At 37.0% G+C, this 23,086-nt stretch carries 20 protein-coding genes; 11 read left to right on the top strand and 9 right to left on the bottom strand.

Features of this window, described 5'->3' with window-relative positions; all coding sequences use genetic code 11:
- Position 1: 1 nt before the first annotated feature.
- Positions 2 to 733: a DUF3307 domain-containing protein gene (locus BUA71_RS12830; protein ID WP_072880410.1), complete on the top strand. Its 732-nt coding sequence runs from the start codon at positions 2 to 4 to the stop codon at positions 731 to 733.
- On the opposite strand, the gene BUA71_RS12825 is transcribed toward BUA71_RS12830, so the two are convergent.
- Positions 710 to 1,117 (bottom strand): glyoxalase, encoded by a 408-nt coding sequence (locus tag BUA71_RS12825; RefSeq protein ID WP_072880408.1) that lies wholly within the window; start codon positions 1,115 to 1,117, stop codon positions 710 to 712. The two genes, BUA71_RS12830 and BUA71_RS12825, sit on opposite strands and share 24 nt — an antisense overlap.
- A 168-nt stretch (positions 1,118 to 1,285) precedes the next feature.
- On the opposite strand from BUA71_RS12825, the gene BUA71_RS12820 reads away from it, so the two are divergent.
- From BUA71_RS12820 to BUA71_RS12805, 4 genes are all read left to right on the top strand, one after another.
- Positions 1,286 to 2,644, top strand: coding sequence for an NAD-dependent succinate-semialdehyde dehydrogenase (locus BUA71_RS12820; protein ID WP_072880406.1), 1,359 nt, complete (start codon positions 1,286 to 1,288; stop codon positions 2,642 to 2,644).
- 8 nt (positions 2,645 to 2,652) lie between these two features.
- Complete coding sequence (locus BUA71_RS12815; protein WP_072880404.1) at positions 2,653 to 3,525, top strand: DUF72 domain-containing protein; 873 nt, start codon at positions 2,653 to 2,655, stop codon at positions 3,523 to 3,525.
- A 1-nt stretch (position 3,526) separates the two neighbouring features.
- The gene (locus BUA71_RS12810; protein WP_072880403.1) at positions 3,527 to 3,940 is read left to right on the top strand and encodes an NUDIX domain-containing protein; all 414 of its coding nucleotides are present in this window, start codon (positions 3,527 to 3,529) and stop codon (positions 3,938 to 3,940) included.
- A 282-nt stretch (positions 3,941 to 4,222) separates the two neighbouring features.
- A complete protein-coding gene (locus BUA71_RS12805; RefSeq protein ID WP_072880401.1) occupies positions 4,223 to 4,636 on the top strand; it encodes an acyl-CoA thioesterase in 414 nt (137 codons plus the stop codon).
- A gap of 14 nt (positions 4,637 to 4,650) precedes the next feature.
- On the opposite strand, the gene BUA71_RS12800 is transcribed toward BUA71_RS12805, so the two are convergent.
- From BUA71_RS12800 to tsaD, 6 genes are all read right to left on the bottom strand, one after another.
- The gene (locus tag BUA71_RS12800; RefSeq protein WP_245812588.1) at positions 4,651 to 5,772 is read right to left on the bottom strand and encodes a class I SAM-dependent methyltransferase; all 1,122 of its coding nucleotides are present in this window, start codon (positions 5,770 to 5,772) and stop codon (positions 4,651 to 4,653) included.
- Positions 5,773 to 5,835: 63 nt separating this feature from the next.
- Entirely contained in the window at positions 5,836 to 6,876 is a 1,041-nt protein-coding gene (locus BUA71_RS12795) for an AI-2E family transporter (RefSeq protein ID WP_394333536.1), read from the bottom strand.
- Between the two features lie 60 nt (positions 6,877 to 6,936).
- Entirely contained in the window at positions 6,937 to 7,458 is a 522-nt protein-coding gene (locus tag BUA71_RS12790; RefSeq protein ID WP_072880395.1) for a TrmH family RNA methyltransferase, read from the bottom strand.
- 9 nt (positions 7,459 to 7,467) lie between these two features.
- Positions 7,468 to 8,121 (bottom strand): DUF4159 domain-containing protein, encoded by a 654-nt coding sequence (locus BUA71_RS12785; protein WP_072880393.1) that lies wholly within the window; start codon positions 8,119 to 8,121, stop codon positions 7,468 to 7,470.
- A gap of 36 nt (positions 8,122 to 8,157) precedes the next feature.
- Positions 8,158 to 8,868, bottom strand: a complete 711-nt coding sequence (locus BUA71_RS12780; RefSeq protein ID WP_072880391.1) for a 16S rRNA (uracil(1498)-N(3))-methyltransferase — start codon at positions 8,866 to 8,868, stop codon at positions 8,158 to 8,160.
- A gap of 3 nt (positions 8,869 to 8,871) precedes the next feature.
- On the bottom strand, positions 8,872 to 9,894 hold the full coding sequence (tsaD, locus tag BUA71_RS12775) for a tRNA (adenosine(37)-N6)-threonylcarbamoyltransferase complex transferase subunit TsaD (protein ID WP_072880389.1): 1,023 nt from the start codon (positions 9,892 to 9,894) through the stop codon (positions 8,872 to 8,874).
- Positions 9,895 to 10,020: 126 nt separating this feature from the next.
- Here tsaD and BUA71_RS12770 point away from each other — a divergent pair, with 126 nt between their 5' ends.
- From BUA71_RS12770 to BUA71_RS12760, 3 genes are all read left to right on the top strand, one after another.
- A complete protein-coding gene (locus BUA71_RS12770; RefSeq protein WP_245812587.1) occupies positions 10,021 to 14,394 on the top strand; it encodes a translocation/assembly module TamB domain-containing protein in 4,374 nt (1,457 codons plus the stop codon).
- Between the two features lie 176 nt (positions 14,395 to 14,570).
- Positions 14,571 to 15,557, top strand: a complete 987-nt coding sequence (gene pfkA / locus BUA71_RS12765) for a 6-phosphofructokinase (RefSeq protein WP_072880387.1) — start codon at positions 14,571 to 14,573, stop codon at positions 15,555 to 15,557.
- 2 nt (positions 15,558 to 15,559) lie between these two features.
- Positions 15,560 to 15,925: a methylglyoxal synthase gene (locus tag BUA71_RS12760; protein ID WP_072880385.1), complete on the top strand. Its 366-nt coding sequence runs from the start codon at positions 15,560 to 15,562 to the stop codon at positions 15,923 to 15,925.
- Between the two features lie 271 nt (positions 15,926 to 16,196).
- On the opposite strand, the gene BUA71_RS12755 is transcribed toward BUA71_RS12760, so the two are convergent.
- Together BUA71_RS12755 and BUA71_RS12750 are read right to left on the bottom strand one after the other, a co-directional pair.
- Entirely contained in the window at positions 16,197 to 16,583 is a 387-nt protein-coding gene (locus tag BUA71_RS12755; RefSeq protein WP_072880383.1) for a RidA family protein, read from the bottom strand.
- Positions 16,584 to 16,644: 61 nt separating this feature from the next.
- Entirely contained in the window at positions 16,645 to 19,371 is a 2,727-nt protein-coding gene (locus tag BUA71_RS12750) for a putative LPS assembly protein LptD (protein ID WP_072880381.1), read from the bottom strand.
- A gap of 136 nt (positions 19,372 to 19,507) precedes the next feature.
- Here BUA71_RS12750 and BUA71_RS12745 point away from each other — a divergent pair, with 136 nt between their 5' ends.
- From BUA71_RS12745 to BUA71_RS12735, 3 genes are read left to right on the top strand one after another with little or no spacing between them, the layout of a single operon-like run.
- Positions 19,508 to 20,617 carry an N-acetylmuramoyl-L-alanine amidase family protein gene (locus BUA71_RS12745; RefSeq protein WP_072880379.1) on the top strand — a complete coding sequence of 370 codons (1,110 nt, stop codon included), beginning with the start codon at positions 19,508 to 19,510 and terminating at the stop codon, positions 20,615 to 20,617.
- 54 nt (positions 20,618 to 20,671) lie between these two features.
- Positions 20,672 to 21,628: an MlaD family protein gene (locus BUA71_RS12740; protein WP_072880377.1), complete on the top strand. Its 957-nt coding sequence runs from the start codon at positions 20,672 to 20,674 to the stop codon at positions 21,626 to 21,628.
- 9 nt (positions 21,629 to 21,637) lie between these two features.
- Entirely contained in the window at positions 21,638 to 22,978 is a 1,341-nt protein-coding gene (locus BUA71_RS12735) for a 4Fe-4S dicluster domain-containing protein (RefSeq protein ID WP_072880375.1), read from the top strand.
- The last annotated feature ends 108 nt before the right edge of the window (positions 22,979 to 23,086 follow it).

Here is a 23,086-nt window from a genome sequence, read left to right as displayed (position 1 = left end):
TATGGAAAATGCGATTCTTATTTTATTCCAATTGTTATTGGCCCATATTTTAACCGATTTTGTGCTGCAACCCACCCGGCTGGTAAAACAAAAGCGAAGTAAAAAAGCAGGTTCCTGGTTCTTGTACGTTCACTCTTTTCTTGCCGGTTTGCTTACTTATCTTTTTCTGCAACAATGGGAATTATGGTATATTCCAGTTATCATCACAATTACCCATTTTTTTATAGACTTATGGAAGCTTCAGTATAAAAAAGACAGCCTAAAACTTTTTCTTATCGATCAGCTCTTGCACTTTTTGGTTATAATTGCTGTTTGGGTTTATCTTATCCAGGGTTTTTCTGTAGTAATACCATTTATTACTACTGTATTTTCCTCTCCAAATTTCCTGGCAGTAATTATTGGTTATTTATTGGTGATCTTTCCCGCCGGCTTTATAATTGGCAAGGCCACCCAGAGATGGCATAGCGAGATTATGGTAAACGGGGAAAGCAACAGCCTGGAAGCCGCGGGACGTTATATTGGCATTTTTGAAAGAATATTGGTTCTCACTTTTATACTTACCCAAAATTTTTCAGCCATTGGTTTTTTAATTGCTGCAAAATCTATTTTACGTTTTAGTGATAAAACCGATGCCAGTGCAAGAAAACAAACAGAATACGTGCTTATAGGAACATTAATGAGTTTCGCAATTACCATTTTTATAGGGCTGCTAGTACGCCATTTCCTCTTCTAAAAGTTGTATTTGGCTTTGTAAACGTTCTTTTACAATGTTCATCATCCGTTTATTTAAGGATGAAGAATTTTTAATGTAATCTTCAAATTCAGCCAGGGTAAACTGGCCAATAATAATTCCTTTTAGGCTATTTCTAAATTTAACATCCTTTTGAATGGCGTTTTCAATATAAATGTGTCGTTGTTCTAATTTAAGTTCGTAGAACTTATTTTTATGCTTTTTAATATAATTCCTGAAAACAGCAAGTAAGAGGTCATTTTGAAGTTTAGCGATGGGTCGTAAAGTTTTATTCTGAAACTGTTCGTTTAAGCTCATGTTTTCTGAAACTTTGGCCGAAGGAATTTCTGGCCTAAGATTTACTAATTGAAGGTCACGTGATTTCATAAGAACTGTCTTTTTCTAAATGTACCAAACTTTAATCTATCAAGTTTACCCATGTCTAAAGAATTGTAAACGAGTTATAAACATTCCCACACGTTAAAATCCTCTTAATCGCCCTGTGAAACAGGTTCTTATTTTTATCTTTAGAAGAAACCAAAATGAAATAAACCAATGATAATTTCTAAAAACCCATATACAGGAAAAGAAATCACTAAGCACGAAGAAGCTGGCGAAAAAGAAGTAGATAAAGCCATAGATAAAGCACATTCCCGGTTTAAAAGCTGGCGGGAAACTACATTTGCCGAGCGTAGTAAATTAATGAAAGCCGCTGCTAAAGAATTAAAAGATAATGCCAGGGAGTATGGTGAAACCATAACCGCAGAAATGGGGAAACCCATCACCCAGGCAATTGCAGAAATTGAAAAGTGTGCCTGGGTTTGTGAATATTATGCCGAAAATGCCGAATCGCATTTGGCGCGTGAAACCATAGAGACCGATGCTAAAAAAACCTATGTAAGTTATGAACCCATGGGAGTGGTACTGGCCGTGATGCCGTGGAATTTTCCTTTCTGGCAGGTTTTTAGATTTGCAGCACCCGCTCTAATGGCTGGAAATATTGGAATTTTAAAACATGCCAGTAATGTAATGCTTTCAGCTAAAAATATTCAAAAAGTTTTTGAAAGAGCCGGTTTTCCCAAAGATTGTTTCCAAACTTTAGCTATTGGTAGTAAGAAAGTAGAATATATTTTAAGGAATAAAAAAGTGAAAGCAGTTACCTTAACCGGTAGTAAACCTGCCGGAAGTAGCGTAGCGTCTATTGCCGGGGATGAAATTAAAAAATCGGTGCTGGAGCTTGGTGGCAGCAATGCCCTGGTAGTATTTAAAGATGCTAATATTGCTGAAAGTGTTAAAACCTGTGTGCAGGCAAGATATCAAAATACAGGACAAAGTTGTATTGCCGGTAAACGCTTGCTTCTACATAAAGATATTGCAGAAGAATTTCTAAAAGAATTTACCCAACAAGTAAAAGACTTAAAAACCGGCGACCCTATGAACGAGGATACCTTTATAGGTGTTATGGCAAAAGAAAATCTAGCTGAAGAGCTGGAAAAACAGGTAAAAGACTCGGTTGCCAAAGGAGCTAAAATTAGCCTGGGCGGAAAACGAGACGGTGCCTATTTTGAGCCTACCATTATTACTGGAGCAAAAGCAGGAATGCCTGTTTTTGATGAAGAGACTTTTGGGCCTGTGATTTCAGTGACCGAATTTCAAGAGGATCAGGAGGCTGTAGATATGGTAAATTCTTCAGACTTCGGACTTGGAGTTTCTATTTTTACTGAAGACGATGATTTTGCGATGAAACTGGTACCTAAGTTTGAAGATGGCGCTGTCTTCGTTAATGAATTGGTGAAGAGTGATCCGCGTTTGCCTTTTGGGGGAACAAAGATTTCTGGTTACGGCCGGGAGTTGTCTAAGCACGGCATACAGGAGTTTACCAATAGAAAAACCGTTTATTTTAACCAGTATTAGTTTTTTTAATGAAGTTTGGCAAAGTAGAACATCCAGAAACTATAGATTTTTCATTACCACCTACGCATCCACAAACTGTAGAAGTGCTAAATAAAAGCGGAGATACAGGTTTTAAAGATGTGAGAATAGGTTGTGCAAAATGGAACCGAAAAGACCTTAAAAACTTTTATCCCAGGGGAACAAAAGACGAGCTTGTTTATTACTCTTCACAGTTTAATAGTATTGAGTTTAACGGTTCTTTTTATAGGATGTACCCAGAAGAGCAGTTTCAAACCTGGTATGAAAAAGCCGATGAAAATTTTAAATTTTTCCCAAAGGTACCACGTGTAATAAGTCATTTAAAACGTTTAAATGAAACCGAAAATTTATCCGATGATTTTGTGAAAAACCTACTTCAATTAAAAGAAAAATTGGGTACCGTTTTTTTGCAAATGCCCGGGAATTTTGCGCCAAAGTTTATAGAAAGATTAGATGCGTTTTTTGAGCATTGGCCAAAGGAAATACCACTTTCCGCAGAATTAAGACACGAAGATTGGTATGCAGATCAAACGGTGGCAAATGAACTGTATGATATTCTTAGAAAAAGAAACATAGCACATATAATTACCGATACGGCCGGCAGACGCGATCTTATTCATATGCGGTTAAGCAATACCACGGCGTTTATAAGATATAATGGCGCTAATCACAGTTCAGATTATACAAGACTGGACGATTGGTTGGAACGCCTGGGAGAGTGGCATAAAGAAGGATTGGAAAATGTGTATTTTTTTATTCATCAGAATGTAGAAGAAGCTTCTCCTTTACTTTCAGCATACTTCATTAAAAAGTTCAACAAAAAATTCAAAACAAATATAAAAATACCTAAAACATTAGATTAACATGGAACAGCAAAAAGTATCAGTAACCGTAGATAGCGTAGTCTTTGCTAATTTTAATGACGAATTTCAAGTATTGCTTATTAAAAGAAAAAAAGATCCTTATGGAGAACAATGGGCATTGCCGGGAGGTTTTATTAACGAAAAAGAAGACCTGGAAACTGCCGCAAAACGAGAACTAAAAGAAGAAACCGGCCTGGAAATAGAAACTATGGAACAGGTAAGGGCTTTTGGCGCACCGGGTCGTGATCCCAGGGGACGTACTATCTCCATCGCTTTTGTATCTAGAATCTTTGAAGAACGAGAATTAAAACCGGGAGATGATGCTTCTGAAGCGATTTGGGTAAGAGTAGATGATTTGCCCGAGCTAGCATTTGATCACGCCGAAATTATTGAAGCCGCAAGAAGGTATCTTTAGTATTTAATCGCGGGGCAATAGCAAGGGATTTAATTCCATAGGGCTTGCCTCAAAACAAAAGAAAAAACACGATTAATTTAGAATCTTGTTTTTTCAAAAACATATTGCTCAATTAAATAAGAAGCTCTCCAAAAAGATTTTCAATCTTTAGGGTAGAGAATAACTAAATTTTCAACCTTAAAAATTGGATTTCATTTTTGGACGGCTTCTTTACTAAAGATTTTGTAATTGTTGATAAAGTTTTTCACAGCCTAATTTTTATAATTAATTTTGAAGAAAAACATGAGATTTCACACGAGAAAATGGATTAAGCCAGAAGACCTAAACCCCAACGGAACCTTATTTGGAGGAAAATTATTGGCCTGGATAGACGAAGAGTGCGCATTATATAGCATCATCCAATTAGAGAATTCTAAGTGCGTTACAAAATATATGAGTGAAATTAACTTCCAGAATTCTGCCAAAGAGGGTGACATTGTGGAAATTGGTGTTGAAGTAATAAAGTTTGGAAAAACTTCACTTACGCTCAAATGTGAAGTTAGAAATAAAATGACACGCTCAACCATTATTACTATTGAAAAAGTAATTATGGTAACTTTAGATGAAAACGGAAAACCAAAACCGCACGGTAAAACCAAGGTCGAATTTGTAAAAGACAGGCTAAAGGATAACAAAGCAAGCATCCCGAGAGACTAAATTTCTTAAAGGGATTAAAGCTTTTCGCAATTAATAACGATTTTTTCTTCCTTAGCGTTGGTAGTGAAAAAAAGATAAGTATCGCCACCATCTTTTATTCTTAGCTTTTTGCGCAGTTGCGCTACCGTATCTGGGAAATTTCGGGTTGTAATATTTGCTTTACTCCCTTTAAACATCTTTTTTAGAACTGAAGCTTTATAATTTTGAATTTCTTTTATCTTAAATCTTCTACCAGGGAAATTTTTTATTTCGTAAGAAGTATATAAATGAGAATTGGGATGCAGTTTTGAAGTTTTTGTCTTTGAAGCGAGATCATCAAAAAGCCCACTCTTCATAATAGCCGCATTCGGTTCAAAAAGATAATTTTGAGGTAAGGCGTACTGAACATCGGCTTGTAAGTTCAAATTTAAGCTACCGTTGAACCGCTCTGTTTCATTTTTCTTAAAATTCAAGGTCTTAATTTTCACCTGGTCTTTCTCACTTTTATCTAACAACCACAACAACTCTTTAACCTCGTTTTTAACTGCAATAATATGAATCTCGGAGACGTGCTTTAGCGCTTTAATACCCGCCTGAAGATCTAAAAGCGGAGAGGTTTTTATTAGGATAAGATCGCTTTTGCTTGTTAATAAGGCAAGGTTATCGGGAACATTTGGCAAATAATCTTCCAGTTGAAAGATCCTGGCACCTGTGAAATCCCTTCTGGCGGGATCTATATAAATACAATCAAAACGCTTATCGGTATGCTTAAGATATTCAATACTGTCGCCTATAGTAAAATCTATATTTTCGCAGCCTAATTGCTTTAAATTATGGGCGGCTATTTTAGATAATTCGGGATTTAGTTCACAATGAACTACCTTCTTAAATTTTTTAGCAAAATAAAAACTGTCTATGCCAAATCCACCGGTGAGGTCTATTAGTTTGTCACCGCTCACCAACGATGCTTTATATTTTGCGGTAACTTCAGAAGAAGTTTGTTCTAAATTAAGTTTTGGCGGATAATAAATTTTAGGAGTATTAAACCAAAGCGGTAACTTTTCTTTCGCTTTTTGTAGGCCGGTTAATTGCTGCGCGAGTTCTGAAGAATTAACTTTGAGAAAAGGACTCTTTTTAAGCGCTATCGCAGCAGCCATGTTTTTTAAATTCGCTCTTAGAAACTTTTGTATTTCGGGTTGTAAAAGCGCTATATTCAAAATTTAGAGATCGCGGGTTAGTCGTTTTACAATTTTATATTCACTAAGGGACTCTTTGGCAATCACTTTTAATGCAGTGTAAAAAGGTACTGCTACCACCATCCCCATAATACCAAAAATAATTCCCGAAATTAAAATAACAAGAAAAATCTCCAGGGGATGCGATTTGACACTAGCACCAAAAATCATAGGTTGAGAAATCATATTATCAATAAGCTGACATATAGAATAACCCAACATAATATAACCTAATTTAGGTAAAATTATCGAAGAAAAATCTGCTCCCAGGTTACTCGAAATTACAAATAATGCCATTAGAATTCCGGCAAAAAGTGGACCCAAATAAGGCACTAAATTTAGAAAGGCACAAATAAAGGCTATTGCTATGGGATTATTTATTTCAAAAACGCTAAGTAAAATAGCATATAGTACAAATAGCACTGTTATTTGTAAAGTTAATCCAACGAAGTAGCGTGATAAAAGGATTTTAATTTTATTAAAAACCCGTTGAAATTTCTGTTCAGAACCCCGGTTGGCAAATACGAGAATACTGTTTAGCATTAATTTGCTATCCTTCAGAAGGAAAAAAGAAATAAAAATAATAGAAAAAATAGCAATTAAAGTAGCGCCCAAAATACTAAATACATTATTTAATAGTTTGGGTACCGCGCTAATATCAAAATTCCTAATAAACTCACTGTTTTTTAAACCTTCTACCAGGTTAATTTCTCTCACTCCCAGGTAATTATTCACCTGGTTGTTAAGCTCGTTAAGGTCGCTTTTAAAGGCTTCAATATCAATTTGAGCGAGGTATTGGCTCTGTTCTACCACAATGGGCACAAAAACAAATATAATTCCTACAATAATGGCGAGTACCAGGATAAGTACCAGGATCACCGAGAGTTGGTTAGGAATTTTTAAACGATGTTTTAGAAAGATTACCACAGGCCTTCCTACCAAAGAAATTACCGCAGCAATAGCGATATATACTAATACCGATTGAATTTCGTATAGAAAATAGAGCAAAAGAACAATTCCAATCATTATTCCCGTTGCCCTTAAAATGCCTAATGTAATAGCTTTTGAGTTCACGCCGTAAATATATTATTTCTTTGCGAAAGCAAAGATTGTTTTTGAAATTTCATAGAGTGCAATTCCACAAGCTTGCGCTACATTCATGCTACTGTTATTCCCAAACATATTTATATGCAATTGTTGCTCTGAAATTTCCAAAAGTCCTTCCTGAATTCCCGATACTTCATTTCCCAGAATGAGTATTACGCCTTCTTTTTCGTCGGAAAGTTCAAATTCTTGTATAGGAATACTTTCTGAAGTTATTTCTATAGCACAAAGCTGGTACTTATTTTTTATATTCCTACAAAAATCTGTTGCATTTTCAATAGTTTCAAAAGCAACCGTTTTATGAGTATTTCTTGCCGTTTTTTGTAGTCTTCTGCTTCCCAGGTTTGGTGCAGTACCCGAAAAAACGATCTTTTCAACATTAAATGCATCGGCGATTCTAAAAATACTGCCAATATTGGCTTCTCCCGCGACATTATCTAAAAGAAGAATAATAGGAGATAGCTTTTTGCTGAATTTCTCGTCAAAATGGGAAAGTTGTTTCATCAAATAAACTTAATTTTCAAAAACGTATTTTAAAATATTAGCTCCCATTTTTAAAGCTTTTAACCTTACCTCTTCAGGATCGTTATGAACTTCCTGACTTTCCCAGCCGTTGCCCAGGTCACTCTCATAAGTAAAAAGGCAAATCAACCTGTTTTCATCATAATACCCAAAAGCCTGCGGGGGTTTATTATCGTGTTCATGAATTTTTGGCAAGCCATTGGGAAATTTATAAAACGAACTAAAAATAGGATGATTAGCAGTGAGTTCTTCCCAGGTTTTGTCTGGAAAAATCTTGTCTAATTCTTTTTCTAAATATTTGCGCATTCCATAATTGTCATCAATATGAAGAAAGCCGCCGCTAAGCAAATACTTTCTAAGGTTCTCTGCTTCTTCTTGAGAGAAGATCACGTTGCCGTGCCCTGTCATATGAACAAAAGGATACTGGAAAATCTCTGTGCTACCGGGTTTAACGGTAATTGGTTTTGCTGCTATGGTAGTATTTATATGCTCATTGCTAAAGTTAATTAGATTAGGTAGGGAAGTGGGATTGGCATACCAGTCGCCACCACCGTTGTATTGTAGTAAAGCGATTTGTTGCGCAGAAATTGGACTGCCCAATAAAGCGATACTAAGAAGTAAGAAATATTTTTTTATGGAAAGCATCCTGGTAAAATTAAAAATAAATAAACAGCAAAAAAACTATTCCATATTTATAAGGGAAATAGTATGGCAGGCAACAATAGCGGCAGTTTCAGTTCTTAATCGGCTTTCGCCCAGGGTAACCGCCTCCCAGTTGTTTGCCAGGGCTGTTTTTATTTCTTCAGGAGAAAAATCTCCCTCGGGGCCAATAAGGATGCTAATTTTTTCTCCCGATTTTGCTTTAGACTTTAAAGACACTCTTTGCAGTTCATCTTCGCAATGCGCTATAAATTTCTGACCTTTTATTTCAGCATTCATAAATTCTGAAAAATTCTTTGGTTCATTTAACTTTGGCAAGCTAAAATGCAGGGATTGCTTCATCGCGCTTTGCAGTACCCGGTTATAGCGTTCTAGTTTAACGACTCTTCGTTCGCTATGGTCGCAAATTATGGGTGTGATCTCATCTACACCAATTTCAGTAGCTTTTTCCAAAAACCATTCATACCTATCATTCATCTTTGTAGGTGCTACTGCCAGGTGTAAGGTGTAAGTTTTAGCTTTTTCAGTTTCAGTTTTCAAAATAGTGGCCACACACTTTTTTTGGCTACATTCAAGGATTTTTGCCGAAAACAAGCTGCCTTTTCCATTGGTTACCTTTAAAATATCGCCTTCTTTTTTACGCAAAACTTTGGCAATATGTCTGCTTTCATCTTTTGGGAAAACAATTTGTTTATCGGTTTTTTGGATATTTGGCGTGTAAAAAAGCTGCATGCGTTAAAATTTATATCGTGCTTTGGCGGTTATAGAGAAATCTGAAAAATCTTTTTCTAAATATTTGTAGTGACCGGCAATTGCGATCATCGCAGCATTATCTGTGGTGTATTCAAACTTTGGAATAAAACAATCCCAACCATAGTTCTTTTCGGCGTCCAATAAAGCATTTCTTATCCCAGAATTCGCCGAAACCCCACCGGCAATGGCTATTTGATTAATTCCGGTTTCTTTTACGGCTTTTTTTAGTTTATCCATTAGAATTCTAACGATAGAAAATTGAATGGAAGCGCAAATATCTTTAAGGTTTTCAGCCACAAAATTGGGATTTTCTTTAGTTTGCTTTTGCACAAAATAAAGCACTGAAGTTTTGAATCCGCTAAAACTAAAATTTAATCCGGGTACTTTAGGATTGGGAAAAGGAAAAGCCTTAGGATTTCCTTCATGAGCATATTTATCGATTAAGGGACCACCGGGATAGGGCAATCCTAAGATTTTAGCGCTTTTATCGAAAGCTTCGCCCACGGCATCATCTGTAGTTTCGCCAATAACTTCCATTTTAAAATAATCTGAAACCTTTACAATTTGGGTATGGCCGCCGCTAATGGTCATCGCCAGAAATGGAAATTCCGGTTTTTTATAATCTTTTTCTTCAATAAAATGTGCTAAGATGTGAGCTTGCATATGGTTTACAGCGATAAGGGGAATCCCCAAACCCAGCGAAAGGGACTTGGCAAAAGAAGTGCCAACGAGTAAAGAACCCATTAGCCCGGGACCTTGTGTAAAAGCAATTGCAGATATATCTTTTTTACCGATATTTGCCCTGGCTATAGCCTGATGAATTACCGGTACTATATTTTGCTGGTGTGCACGGGAAGCAAGCTCGGGAACAACCCCGCCGTATTTTTGGTGAACTTCCTGTGTGGCAACAACATTAGATAATATTTTGCCGTTATGTAATACCGCGGCAGCAGTATCGTCACAAGAAGATTCAATCCCTAATATGTAAATATTTTGTGGAGCCATTGAGAAATAAGGGGCATAGAAATTGTTAATATATTGTGCAAAGTTAAAACATAAAAGCGTATCAAAAAATTCTGGAAAATATTAACTAGAACCGTGGTTGCGCTGGTTTTGCTTTTTATCATCATTTTGATCACTTTTTCAATTCCGGCGGTTCAAACCGGGGTAGCTACTAAACTCACTGAGACACTTAGGGAAAATAACGGTGTAAATATCAATATAGACCGGGTGAGCATCACCTATTTTGGGAAGGTGCAGATTAACGGAATTTACATTGAAGATCACCATAAAGACACCCTCATTTTTACCAAAGAGTTGCGTACTTCTGTTCTTGGTATTTCTAATATAATGAGGAATCATCCTAAATTTGGCAAAACCTATCTTAGAGGGCTGGATTTAAATATGCGGAAGTATAAAGGGGATGAAAAAGATAATTTAGGTCTATTTATAGATAAATTAAGCGGCACACCTTCAGGTGACACTACGCGCTTCGAGTTAGAGATAGACCATGTGGAGATTAGTGATTCAGAATATAGCTTTATTAATGAGGAAGCCATCAATCCCGAGTTTGTCGTTTTCGACAGTTTAAATATTCACGCCAAAAACCTTAAAATTAGTGGACCCCAGGTAGATGTAGCCGTAAACAGGCTGCAGGGAAATATGAAAAGAGGTTTAAAAATAAATGAATTAAGCACCAACTTCTCTTATAGTCCCGAGCGGATGCTTTTTGATGATTTAGTTTTGCAAACAAAACAGTCCCGGGTGCAGGCTAACCTGAAATTTGCTTATGGTCTTGACGGTTTTTCAGATTTTGAAAACCGGGTTGTGATTACCGGGACATTTCATGAATCTATTGTTTCCAGTAGTGACCTACAGGCTTTTTATGAGGATTTTGGGGCAAATCAAATTTTTGAACTCTCAACTAAATTTGAAGGAACTTTAAACGATTTTGATCTTCCCAATTTACAACTTACCGGGATGGATCGCAGTAGGGTTGCAGGAAATGTAAACATAAAAGGAGCTTTTACAGATGGCGGAAAGGATTTTAGACTTACCGGCGATTTTTTAGATTTTGATACTAACTATTATGATTTGGTAAATTTATTGCCCATAGATTTAAAAGGGAAATTGCCCGAAAGCCTTATTGAATTTGGAAATCTTAATATGCGTGGTAAGGCCGTTGTAACGAGTTCCAATTTAAATACCGACGTTAAGATTGAAACGCAACTGGGTTCTGCCAATGCCAATGTAGTGATGCGGGGTTTTAACAGCCCCAGTAATGTTCATTATAAAGGTAAACTTATTTTTGAGGACGTGAATGTTGGCAAACTGGCAGAAAAAGAGAGTCTGGGCAAAACCAGTTTTAACCTTAATATTGACGGTAGTGGTTTTGATGCCGATAATTTAAATGCTGAATTAAAAGGTCAAATCTCGAAGCTGGAATTTAATAATTATACCTACCGTGATATTAGGGTGATAGGAAATCTTCGAAATCCTATTTTTAATGGTTTACTTAGAGCCAACGACCCTAATCTTCAAATGGAATTTAATGGCCTGGCAGATCTTTCTAAAGATATAAATACTTACGATTTTGAAGCTTCTGTAGGTTATGCAGATTTAAATATGTTGAATTTTGTGACTAGCGATAGTCTCTCCATTTTTAAGGGTGACGTGATCATGAATATGAAAGGCAGCAATATAGATAATGCTTTTGGGAAAATTATGCTGCTCAACACTTCCTATCGCAATCAAAATGATTTGTATTATTTTGATGATTTTAATATTACTTCCAGTTTCGAAGGTCCTGTTAGAACCTTAACCATCAACTCGCCAGATGTGATAAGTGGCGAAATAAAGGGGGATTTTAACCTTTCAGAAATTAGACCTTTAATTGAGAACTCTTTGGGGAGTATTTATACCAATTACAAACCCAGAACCATTACAAATAACCAGTATATGGAGTTTGATTTTGATATTTACAACAAGATTGTAGAGGTTTTTTATCCTGAAATAACTTTAGCTCCAAACACCTTTATTCGCGGCAATGTTTCTTCAGACGAATCGGAATTTAAAGTAAACTTCCGTTCGCCAAAAATTGACCTCTTTGGGAATATGATGGAAAGCGTAAACTTAAATGTGGATAATACCAACCCAATTTACAATACCTATTTTGAAGCCGATAGTGTGGCGACAGATCTGTATAGCTTTTCAGAATTTAGTTTAATTAATGTGACGCAACAGGATACTCTTTTTGTGCGGTCTGAATTTCAGGGAGGGAAAACCAATAGTGATCTATTTAACATCAATCTTTTCCATACCATTAATGAAGAGAACAAGTCGGTAATTGGCATACAACGGTCTGATCTAACTTTTAAGGATAATACCTGGTATATTAATGAAGAAGGCAATAAAAGCAATAAGATTGTTTTTGATCTTTCTCTAAATGATATTGCTATAGATTCTCTGGTGATGAGCCACAAAGAAGAAGAAATTCGGTTAAGCGGGGTGATGCGAGATTCTACCTTTAAGGACTTCAAGATGGAATTTGATAATGTAGATGTAGGTAAGATAAGTCCGCAAATTGATAGTCTAAGGCTTGCAGGGACGTTAAACGGAAAACTGGACCTGTTGCAGGAAAATGGTGCTTACTTCCCTAATACCAATTTAAAAATAGATTCTTTGCAGATAAATGATAATGCCCTGGGAGATCTAAATCTTGCTGTAGAAGGAAACAAAAACCTCACTAATTACAGTATTGATGCCAATTTGATAAGAGATGGTGAAAAATCCTTAAATGCACTTGGCGATATTAATGTGAGCGGAAATGAACCCAATATCGATTTAGATATTAATTTAGCCCAGCTTAATATGGCTGCTTTTAGTCCTTTAGGTGGTGATGTTTTAAATAATATTCGTGGAGCGGCATCGGGAAAGGCAAAAATTTCGGGAAATTATAAGAATCCAGATTTTTCAGGAGAACTAAATCTTGAAAATGCCGGCCTGCAGATTCCATATTTAAATGTAGATTTAGAATTTCAGAACAAAGCCGTTGTTAATTTAGAAAAACAGCAATTTATATTCGATGAGATTGAAATCATAGATACTAAGTATAATACCAGCGGAATTTTGGATGGTAGTATTAGTCATAAAAACTTTAAGGAATGGAGATTAGATCTCAATATAGACTCCGATAGACTTTTAGTTTTAAATACAGAAGCCGACGACGATGCGCTTTATTACGGAACAGCTTTTATCAACGGGGAGGCTAGCATTGCGGGGCCAACAGACCAGTTGGTTATAGATGTGACAGCCACTACTGCGCGCGGTACTTCATTTAAAATTCCGCTGAATGATACAGAGGCCGTTGGAGACAATTCATATATCCATTTTTTAAGTCCGGAGGAAAAAGAGGCCCGAGAGGCCGGGGAGGAAATTGAAATTCCGGAAGTAACGGGAATCGAACTTATTTTTGATCTCGATGTTACCAATGAAGCCGAAGTGGAGGTTGTGGTAGATAAAACCAGTGGAAGTACCTTAAAAGGACGTGGCTCTGGTAACTTACTGTTAGAGATCAACACCAATGGAAAGTTTAACATGTGGGGCGATTTTGTGGTTTACGAGGGCGTTTATAATTTTAAATATGCCGGGTTGGTACAAAAGGTTTTTAATGTTGAATCTGGCGGGAGTATAAACTGGAATGGCGATCCTACCGATGCCCAGTTGGATGTAAGTGCAATTTATGAATTAAATGCAAACCCGGCGGTACTTTTAGAAAACCCATCGGTGAACCGTAAAATTCCTGTAGAAGTAGCCATAAACCTGCAGGGGCAAATTGAACAACCCGATATTACTTTTGATATCGAATTTCCAAACGCCAGCTCTGTAGTGCGGTCTGAACTTGAATATAGAATGGACGATAGGGCCAGCAAAGAATTACAAGCCTTATTCCTGGTAACCCAGGGCGCCTTTTATAGCGAATTTGGCTTAAGGCAAAATGCCATTACCGGAACCCTGGCCGAAAGAGCTTCCAGTATTGTAAATGATATTTTTGCGGGAGATGATGGTAAATTTCAAGTTGGGGTGAATTATGTGCAGGGAGACCGCACACCAGATCAGCAAACCGTAGATAGGTTCGGACTTACCCTTTCTACAAAAATAAGTGATCGTGTAATTATAAACGGCCAGGTGGGGGTTCCCATTGGTGGTGTTACAGAATCGATTTTTGTGGGAGACCTGGAAATAGATTTTCTGTTAAACGAAGAAGGAACACTAAAAGCCAAGATATTTAATCGCGAAAATAATATTCAGTTTATAGGTGAAGAAATAGGATTTACCCAGGGTGTGGGGCTTTCTTATTCGGTAGATTTTGATACTTTTAAAGAGTTGATTAGAAAAATCACCAATAAAGAATTGAATGCTACTAAAGCTGAAGAAGAGCAGGAGGAGTCTGCTAAATCTATGGCGCCAGATTATATAAATTTCCCCGATAAAAATGGGAATTGAGACCTTATAAGATTATTTTAGCAAAATATACTACTTCGTGCCAGGTCCATGAGGTGATATATAGGAAGATTATCTTGATTCTGAGGCAGGCCTCGGCGCTCCTAATAAATATTGGGATAAATCTCGATTATCGAGTAATTTCTTCAGAATAAAATATTCGAAACAAAATATAATTTATGACTAAGAAAATTAATCGAATAGGAGTAATGACTTCGGGAGGGGATGCCCCGGGAATGAATGCTGCTATAAGAGCTGTGGTTCGCTCTTGTGCTTATTATAATATAGAATGTATTGGTTTTAAACGTGGTTTTGAGGGGATAATAGATGGAGATTATATGACGCTTAATGCCAGAAGTGTGAGAAATGTAATAAATCACGGGGGTACATTTCTAAAATCGGCCAGATGTCCTGAATTTAAAACAAAAGAAGGTCGGGAAAAAGCTGCCGCAAACCTAAAAGCTGCTAAGGTTGATGCTTTGATATTAATTGGCGGTGATGGGACCTTTAGAGGTGGCCTGGCTTTAAGCAAAGAACACGATATACCTGTGTTGGGAGTTCCCGGTACTATAGATAATGATATTTTTGGAACTAATTTTACTATTGGATATGATACCGCTTTAAATACAGTATTGGGAGCGGTAGATAAAATTAGGGATACAGCAAGTTCCCATAACCGGCTTTTCTTCGTAGAGGTAATGGGACGTGATGCGGGGTTTATTGCCCTAAATAGCGGTATAGGTTCTGGAGCCGAAGAAATATTAATTCCTGAAGAAAACCTGGGGCTGGATCGCCTATTGAATTCTCTGGAAAGAAGTAGAAGGTCTGGTAAAACCTCGAGTATTGTTATTGTTTCTGAAGGGGATAAAATTGGAAAAAATGTCTTTGAGCTGGCAGAGTATGTAAAGGAAAACCTTCCGTATTACGATGCCAAAGTAACTGTTTTAGGACATATTCAAAGAGGAGGAAGCCCAACCTGTTTCGATAGGGTTTTGGCCAGCCGTTTATGCGTTAAGGCTGTAGAACTTATTTTAGACGGAAAGCGTGATATTATGGTGGGCACGATAAAAAATAAAATTCAGGCCTGTGAATTAGAGAAAGCACTTAAAGGCAAGCCATCCATAAATAAAGATTTACTAAGAATTTCTGATATATTATCGGTGTGAAAATGAAAACAGTTGCAATTATTGCCCATAACGGGAAAAAAGCTGAAATGGTCCAGTTCTTAAATAATCATAAAGAAGCTCTACAGGCTAAGAATATTAAACTTATTTCGACAGGCACTACCGGGGCTAAAGCTGAATCGGCAGGGTTTGAAGTGGAAAAACTCTTGTCTGGTCCTCTTGGTGGTGATGCGCAAATTGCATCACGAATTACCGAGGGAAAGGTAGAAATGGTAATCTTTTTTAGGGATCCATTAGATAAACATCCCCACGAACCCGATATTTTTATGCTTATGCGTTTATGCGATGTACATGATATACCACTAGCTACCAATCCCGCAACCGCAGGACTGTTGATGGATGCTTTTTAGTATCGGTTGTGGGTTCCCGGTTTTGGTGGTGAGTTGTTTAGAATTTCTGCTAACTGCAAACTGACCACTACAATTTCCTACTTCGACTGCTCACTGTTCCATGTTACGGATTGATTTGAATCATAATATTAACCTATTAACAAAAAACTCCGTCTTTTCTGCTGAAAACGCAGAAAATCCACTACCCCCTTAAAAAAAGTGCCAACTGCGACTGCTTACTGCGACTTACCACTGCAACTGCCTACTGAAACTTGCTCACTGCAACTGCCTACTAAGACTGTTTAACGGCAATCGCGCTTATCTCTACATTCACAAATTTTGGCAGGTTAGCAACTTCTACGGTTTCCCTGGCCGGCGCAGTTTCAGCGTTAAAGTAAGTGCCATAAACTTCATTTATTTTTGCGAAATTATTCATATCGCTAATAAAGATTGAAGTCTTAATAATATTTTCATAATCCATTCCAGCTTCGGCCAGGATAGCCTTTAGGTTTTCCATAACCCTTTTTGTTTCCTGTTCCAGTTCGTTAGTTTCTAACTCCATTGTCTCTGGGTTTAGGGCAATTTGACCTGAAATATAAAGGGTGTTTCCGGTTAAAATAGCTTGATTATATGGACCTATGGGGGCAGGTGCTTGATTGGTTTTAATTATTTTTTTCATCTTTATATATTTTGTTGATTAAAATTAGTACATCCGAAGAAATTCAATTTAAACGAATTCATTACAAACTTCGGTCTCGTTCCCTACGTTTGTCATATTTAATATCGCTTAATATAGAAGATTTTATCCCAATAAAGAAATTCCATGAGCGCTGTGCACTAAACGGAACCCAGTTAAAACTTAGCCTCCAGGTATTGAGGTCCCGCTGAAACCTTAATTGTGTATAAGTGAAGCCCATTTCTTTAAGATCATATCCCGATGAAGCTCCAACTGCCCATTTTGGCGAAAGTTCTACGTCACCAGAGAACATGATAGAGTGGGAGGTAATTTCATTTTGCCTTGCGGTATTATTGTAAGTCATAGTGTAAGACAACCTCAGGTCCCACGGTATTTTATAATTATACCAATTATCATTGCGTTTTTCACCCTCTCTATCTGCAAATGGGTCTTCCTCGTTATCGTAAAATTCCCCGTCTAAATTGGTGCCTTTCCCAAATAGATCGTCCTTTCTTCCACCACCGCGATAGGTGTCATTATCTATTTCATCATCATTCTCGTCTTTTTCATCTTCAAAGTCTTTGCTGGAGAATGAATACCCAAAACTTACATTGGCATTGGTAAATCGAAATAAACTTCCGCCGTTATTAATATTTAATTTGGTGGTTCTACGATTATTATTGTCTAAGGCATAAATATCTAAATTTCCGGCTACGTTTATATCCAGTTTATCTTTTACGATGGGTATAGAACCACGCAAAGCGATGGGTGAGAGCTTGGGTTGATCTTCCTCTGCAGCGAGATTATAAGAGGTGCTCATGCTAAAATTATTTAGCAGGGTAATCTTTTCGGGTTCTGTTGCGGTACTGTCTTTAGAGCGCACTTTCGCCTCTAAGGTGTTACTAATACTAAGTCCTATAGAACTGGCAAAGTTCCTACCCGGGGCGCCATATAACGTACCATCAAAACGGGAATAATCTACCATGTTGGTTTCTATGGGGTTGGCAGGGTTTACACGCTCATAAGTATCGTAATATTGATTGAAGCCGGGGTTCACATTATAACTAATGTTTGGCCGCATCACGTGCCTAATGGCCTGTATTTTTTTGTCCTTTCCAAAGTTTTTTAGTCCGTAGATAGTGGTTCCAATTCCGGCACTAAAGCTATAAGTTCGGTAGGAATCAAAGCCGTTTATAGTATCTATAACTACTTCATCATTAAATTCATCATAACGTTGGTCGAAAGTTTTAAAAACCCAATTTTCTTCATAGTTGGCGTTTGTGCTAACACTTAAATAATTGAAAAGCTTAAAGTTCGTTGAAACCGGGATAGAATGTTGGGCCCCATAGTTGGCGTCTTTAAACATTTGGGAAGTGAAAAAAAGCGAATCTGTGGTCTTTATTTGATTTTCTGCCCGTAGATTGTATTGAAAGTTAATGTTTTCTATAATACCTTTCTTCGCACCTGTTTTGGGTTCAAAAGGATAAATTCTGGACATACTTGCCTGCAGTGTGGGCAGGGTCATGTTTATGGTTTTCGTTCTGGTGTTTTGGCTATGTCGGGCCGTAAGGCTTAAATTTACCTGGGGATCACCGGGGAATGTTTTACTATAAGAAACCGAAGAGTTTAAAGTATTAGTTAGAAAATTTCCAGTATTCATTTGATTTACAGATTCTTGATAGTAGGTACTACTTCCCAGGTTTACCGAAGCATTAAATCGTGAATTGGGACTCGCCTTAGAATCCTGGCTATGAGACCACTGGATATTGTAAACAGACTGTTCTGAGAAATCTGGAAAGCCACGTTCACTTTGATATAAATTTTCATAACGTATCCTTACATTTCCGCGGTAACGATAACGTTTGGCATAATTGCTTTCTCCTCTAAAAGCATAACTGCCGTTGGTGTAATAATCTCCCAGGGCAAGTAAATCTACATAGTCGCTTATTGCAAAATAATAGCCTCCATTTTGTAGAAAATAACCGCGTTGGCTATCCCCAAAACTGGGAATTATAAAACCACTGGTTTTCTCTTCGGTCATAGGGAAATATCCAAAAGGCAGTCCCAGGGGTGTGGGAACATCGGCCAGGTACATATTTACTAATCCGGCGACAATTTTTTTGTCTGGTACAAATTTTATTTTTCTGGCATAGAAAAAGTAATCGGGGTTTTCCAGGTCATCATCTGTTGTGAATTTTACATTTTTCATAAAATATACCGAGTCGTTTTCCCGCTTGGTAACTTCTCCTTTTACGTTAAAACTGGCTTGTTGCGTCCTCGAGTTATAAACCAGGGCACGTTCGGTATCGAAATTAAACCGAATAGAGTCTGGCTCTACCGTTTGGTTCCCCTGTACAAACACAGGGGTTTGTGAATAGGCTCCTGTAGAATCTGGAATTCCGTAGGCATAAACTTCATTCTTCTTATTGTCTATTACAATAAGCCCGGCATTAATTTGTATGTCGCCATAGGTGATTTCGGCCTCATTATAAAGGAACATTCTATTTTCCTTCTGGCTAAGTCTCATATAATCCTTGGCCTTATAGGATACTATATCGGTAATTATTTGATTGCCTTGCCGGGGTTTTAAAGTGTCGCCCATCACACTATCGGTAAGTTTTATAGTTTCGGCAAGAGGCAGGTTGTTTCCTACAGACACCAGGCTGTCCCGTTCTGCTTCAATTTTTATCCCTTCCTCTTCATTGGTCTCTATTTCCTGAGCATTTAGAAAAACGACAGGAAGCAGTATAAAAATACTGCAGAAAAGTATATTAAGTATATTTGTTTGCAATGCTCTAAGTGCTATTTTTGTAAAGAATGGCTTGCTTTTTGCAAATTCAAAATTACATATATTTTTTCAGCTTAGATTTGAGATTTCCTGAAAAATAGAAATTAAAATAATTATTCTAATTTGTCGTTACGTCTTTATGAGAACGAATCTACTTAAACTTTTAGTATTTCTATTCATATTTATAAATACTTTGCCTCAACTTTTTGCAGGTAATTTTAATTCTGGTGATCCCTTTGTTGTGGTTTTAGATGCCGGTCACGGTGGTAAAGATCCGGGTAATATGGGAAACGGATTTAAAGAAAAAGAAATCGCTCTTAATATTATTCTTAAGATAGGGGAAACCTTAGAAAAGCAAAAGAACATTAAAGTGATTTATACTCGTAAGAGCGACGTTTTTATTCCATTAGATAAAAGAGCTAAGGTTGCCAATGATGCCAAAGCAGATCTTTTTGTTTCAGTGCATTGCAACTCACACAATTCTCAGGCTTATGGTACCGAGACTTTTGTACTGGGTTTACATAAAACCAAAGCAAACTTTGAAATTGCCAAGAAAGAGAACTCGGTGATTTTCCTGGAGGAAGATTATGAAGTGACCTACGGCGGTTTTAATCCTAATTCTCCCGAATCTTATATTGGGATGGCATTAATGCAGGAAGAATATCTAAATCAAAGTATTCTTTTGGCCGATTTTGTTCAGAAAAATTTTACGAATCAGTTGAATAGAAAAGATCGTGGGGTAAAACAAGCTGGGTTTTTGGTTTTAAAAAATGCTGTAATGCCCAGCGTATTAATTGAAACTGGATTTTTAACTAATAATCACGAGGGACCTTATTTAAACAGTAATAATGGACAAAATAAAATGGCTGCCTCCATTGTGGCTGCTATAAATAAATATGCTCAAAGTATAAATCTCTCCAGTTTAGAAAGTGTTGAAGATCTGGCACCGGGCCGAGTAGAGGAGCAACCCAGCCAAATTTACGAGGGTATTACGTTTAAAGTACAATTGGCCGCAGGTTCAAAAAAGTTAAAAACACGTCCCTATAATTTTAAAGGTTTACAAAACGTAGAACGCGCTAGAGAAGGAGATTTATATAAATATTATTATGGAGCGACATCAGATTATGTAGAAATAAAAAGCATACACGGTAAGGCAAAACAAAACGGTTATCCGTCTAGTTATATTGTTGCTTTTAAGGATGGAAAAAAGATTAGCGTTAATGACGCGTTAAAAACTAAAGTTAATTAGCAATTCTTTTCTATTTTTATTTTTAAATTTGTCCTTATCTTAAAAAAATAGCTTTTGAAATTTACACGCGAGGTTAAAACCGCACTTTTAGCAATTATTGCTATAGTTCTACTTATTTTTGGATATAGTTTTTTGGAAGGAAAAAACCTTTTGGAATCCAACCGCACTTTCCATGCGGTCTATAATGATGTGGAGGGTCTCTCACCTTCTTCTACAGTGACAATTAATGGCTTAAAAGTGGGACAGGTAACCGAAATTAACTTTCTTGATAAAAAAGGTACCCTGGTTGTAACCTTTACGGTGGAAAGTGATTTTGAGTTTTCTAAAAATAGTACCGCTCAAATTTATGGAGGTAATATTATTGGCGGAAAATCTTTGGCTATTCTCCCAGATTACGAAATTAACCAAATGGCAAAATCTGGGGATACTCTTCCCAGTGATACCGAAGAAGGCATTATGGAGTTGGTGAACGAGCGTTTAACACCGCTTCAGGAAAAAGTGGAAAATACCATTGTAAGTGCAGATTCTTTATTGACTGCGGTTAATAAAGTACTCAATGATAGTACTCGATATGCCATTCAGCATACATTTAAAGACTTAAACGCAACAGTTGCTTCTTTTAAAGTGACTGCAAATACTTTAGAAGGTATTGTGGGGAGAAATTCTGGAAAATTAGACCGTACCTTTACGAATATTGATGAAATGACTACTAATTTTAATCAATTTTCTGATACCTTATCGAGAATGAATATTGGTAAAATTACAAACGATCTCGAAAAAGTCGTGGCAGATTTTGAAAGTGTATCCAATAAATTAAACAATAAAGAAGGTACTGCAGGAAAATTGATTAACGACGATGCGCTCTATAACAACCTTGAGAATGCAACCATGCAAATGGAACAATTATTACAGGACATTAAGTTGAATCCTAAACGATATGTACACTTCTCTGTTTTTGGGAAGAACCCTGGGCCTTACCAGGAGCCTAAGGAAAAGGATTCGGTTAAATAATAAACTTATATGCAAATTATCGCCCAAATTTTATTTCTTATAGCCCTGGTTGCAGGGATTGGTTTCTTTGTTAGAAATATTCGAAGGTTAATTCGAAATATTAACCTGGGAAAAGAAATAGATAGGAGTGACAATTCTGGAGAGCGCTTTGGTAAAATGGCTAAAATAGCCCTGGGCCAGAGTAAAATGGTTAAAAGACCAATTTCTGGTTTTCTTCACGTAATTGTTTACGTAGGTTTTATCATTATTAATATTGAAGTTCTTGAGATTATCATAGATGGATTGTTCGGTACACACCGAATTTTATCTTTTATGGGTGGCTTTTACAGCTTTTTAATCGGTTTTTTTGAAATTTTAGCGTTGTTGGTTTTTGTTGGGGTGGTGGTATTTTGGATTAGAAGAAACCTTATTAACATATATCGGTTTTTAGGAAATGAATTAAAAGGCTGGCCAAAAAATGATGCCAATTATATTCTTTATTTCGAGATGGTCTTAATGATCCTCTTTTTGGTGATGAATGCTACAGATTATCAACTACAGCTTAATGGTGCGCCTCATTACAGTAGCGAAGCGGGGATTATGGGCAGCTTTCCGGTAAGCCAATTCCTTTTACCAATTTTTGACGGCATGAGTAATGCCACTTTGATAATTATTGAAAGGACCGCCTGGTGGTTGCATATTTTAGGAATCTTGTTTTTTCTGAATTATTTATATTATTCAAAACACCTGCATATCCTACTGGCTTTTCCAAATGTGTATTATTCGAAATTACAGCCCCAGGGTGAATTCAATAACCTGCAGTCGGTAACCGATGAAGTAAAATTAATGATGGATCCTGATGCCGATCCTTTTGCCGCCCCGGCAGAAGAGGAAGAAGAAGGAGAGCCTGAAAAGTTTGGTGCTTCAGATGTTTTTGATCTTAACAGGGTGCAATTATTAAATTCATATACATGTACCGAGTGTGGGCGATGTACTTCCGAGTGTCCCGCAAATCGTACCGGTAAAAAACTTTCGCCAAGAAAGATTATGATGGATACCCGGGATAGATTAGAAGAGGTTGGGGAAATTATCAATAAAAAAGGAAAATATGAAGACAACGGAAAACAGTTGTTGGGAGATTTTATATTAGAAGAAGAATTGTGGGCCTGTACCACCTGTAACGCTTGTGTGGAAGCTTGTCCCGTGGGGATAGATCCGCTTTCCATTATTGTAGAAATGCGACGTTATTTAATGATGGAACAGAGCTCGGCTCCAAATGAATTGGCAATTTCTATGACCAATATCGAAAATAATGGGGCTCCCTGGCCTTACAATCAGCAGGACAGACTTAACTGGGCCAAGGAAAACTAGACTTGTTTTTTTGAAGTGCTTGTAAAGTCTGGAAAAAGCATTTGCGGTTTATTGATGAAAAGCATAAAAAATAATTCCTGTTGAAATTTTTAAACTGAATAAAAAAAG

Source organism: Salegentibacter echinorum, assembly GCF_900129445.1.
GTDB classification, from domain to species: Bacteria; Bacteroidota; Bacteroidia; order Flavobacteriales; family Flavobacteriaceae; genus Salegentibacter; species Salegentibacter echinorum.
This window is presented reverse-complemented; position numbering and strand designations above follow the sequence as displayed.